The organism is Streptomyces hainanensis, assembly GCF_004348415.1.
In the GTDB taxonomy this organism is placed as follows: Bacteria; Actinomycetota; Actinomycetes; order Streptomycetales; family Streptomycetaceae; genus Streptomyces; species Streptomyces hainanensis.
This window is the reverse complement of record NZ_SMKI01000782.1, coordinates 1-1,765: the sequence shown is the minus strand read 5'-3', so window position 1 is coordinate 1,765 and position 1,765 is coordinate 1. Positions and strand designations below refer to the sequence as shown.

The window sequence follows — 1,765 nt, the reverse complement described above, 5'->3', positions numbered from 1 at the left end:
CAAACTCTCCGTGAATGCTTCACTGAAAGCTTGGATCTTGGATCCAACTTCAAAAAATCTGGCATTGACTATTTGGCACACTGTTGAGTTCTCAAGGAACGGACGCTTCCTTCGGCTCCCTCTCGGGTTCCTCCGGGCTTCCCTTCGGTGTTCACCAGCTTAGCCAACCTCCGGACTATTTCCTAATCCGGTCTCCCGAACCCGATTTTCGGCGTGCGAAAATCAGCCCCTCGGAAGGGAGGTTGTTGCTAGGTGGTTGGCCGCCTACGGGACTCATCCGCTGGTCTTTCGACCGCCCTGATGATCTTGCCCCGCTTCAGGCGACTCGACCTACGTTACGAGCTCACTACGCGCGAGTCAAGTCGCGCAGGTCGGCGCTTGGGCTGGTGGGCCCGGTACGGGCTGACCGTGCGGTCGTCGGTGATCCAGAAGCGCCAGGGGTGGACGCCACCGGGCCCCGACACCCCCGTGCGGGGGCCGGCGCTCACGCGCTCGCGCTCCACCGGGGTGCCGCGCAGGACGCGCAGCGGTGCCTCGGGATCGGGCCCGCAGACGTCGTCGCCGTCCAGGGCCCGGTCCACGTCGAGCGCGGTGGCGAGCCTGGCCGGCCCCCTGGCCAGTTCCGCGTCGCCTCGGGCCTTGGGGCGGCGGGCCCGCGCCAGCTCGGCGCCGTCGAGCACCTCGCCCGCCCGGAGCAGTACGGCGCCGGCGTGGTCCTCGGGGCCGCAGACCAGGTTCATGCAGTGCCACATGCCGTACGTGAAGTAGACGTACACATGCCCGGGGGGTCCGTACATCGTGGCGTTGCGGGCGGTGCGGCCGCGGTAGGCGTGGGACCCGGGGTCGATCTCCCCCGCGTACGCCTCCACCTCCGTCAGTCGTACCGCGACGACGCCGTCCGGGGTCGTTCTGACCAGGGTCCGGCCGAGCAGGTCGGGGGCGACCTCGAGCACCGGTCGATCGAAGAACTCGCGCGGCAGCGGCTGTGCAGCCTGATCGGTCTGCTCGGTCATCGCTGCTCCCGGCGGTCGTCGGCCGGGGGTACGGGCCTGATCACGCTGACTAGGCTAGCCTCGCCGAGTTTTCCCCCCGACGAGGAGGTTCCGTTATGTCCGGACCGGCCCGGCGACCGCTTCCGCACGACTTTCACCCGCCGGTCGCCTCGTTCACGGTGGTGAGCGACGACGTGCGGGAGGGCGAGCGGCTGAAGGAGGACCAGGTCCACGCCGCTGGCAACCGGTCACCGCAGCTCAGCTGGTCGGGTTTCCCCGAGTCCACCAGGAGCTTCGCGGTCACCTGCTACGACCCGGACGCGCCGACCGGGAGCGGCTTCTGGCACTGGGTGGTGTTCGACATCCCGGCGACGGTGACCGAGCTGCCGGCCGGTGTCGGCACCGTGGACGGGGCCGGGCTCCCCGACGGCGCGGTGCAGGTGCGCAACGACTACGGCACCCGGGACTTCGGGGGCGCGGCGCCGCCGCCCGGCGACGGGCCGCACCGCTATGTCTTCACCGTGTACGCCGTGGACGACGAGCGGCTGGGGCCCGACGAGAACGCGACGCCGGCGTACGTCGGATTCAATCTGCGTTTCCACGCGATCGGTCGAGCGCAGCTGATCGGTGAGTACGAGGTTCCGGCCGGCTGACGCGTCATCTTCCGTTCGCCGCCCCGCCCACCGGGTTTCGCGTCACATCCCCGGAAAATTCCATTGTCCGCCCGGCAGGCCGGGGGCACAGTGGAGCCAGCCCGCCGCGGGGGCGGGGTG

2 protein-coding genes are annotated in these 1,765 nt (G+C 69.5%); one reads left to right on the top strand and one right to left on the bottom strand.

What is annotated here, in order from left to right; all coding sequences use genetic code 11:
• Window positions 1–335: 335 nt before the first annotated feature.
• A complete protein-coding gene (locus E1283_RS35880) occupies window positions 336–1,013 on the bottom strand; it encodes a DNA-3-methyladenine glycosylase (RefSeq protein ID WP_132822346.1) in 678 nt (225 codons plus the stop codon).
• 95 nt (window positions 1,014–1,108) lie between these two features.
• Here E1283_RS35880 and E1283_RS35875 point away from each other — a divergent pair, with 95 nt between their 5' ends.
• Window positions 1,109–1,645, top strand: a complete 537-nt coding sequence (locus E1283_RS35875; protein WP_132822345.1) for a YbhB/YbcL family Raf kinase inhibitor-like protein — start codon at window positions 1,109–1,111, stop codon at window positions 1,643–1,645.
• Window positions 1,646–1,765 lie beyond the last annotated feature (120 nt).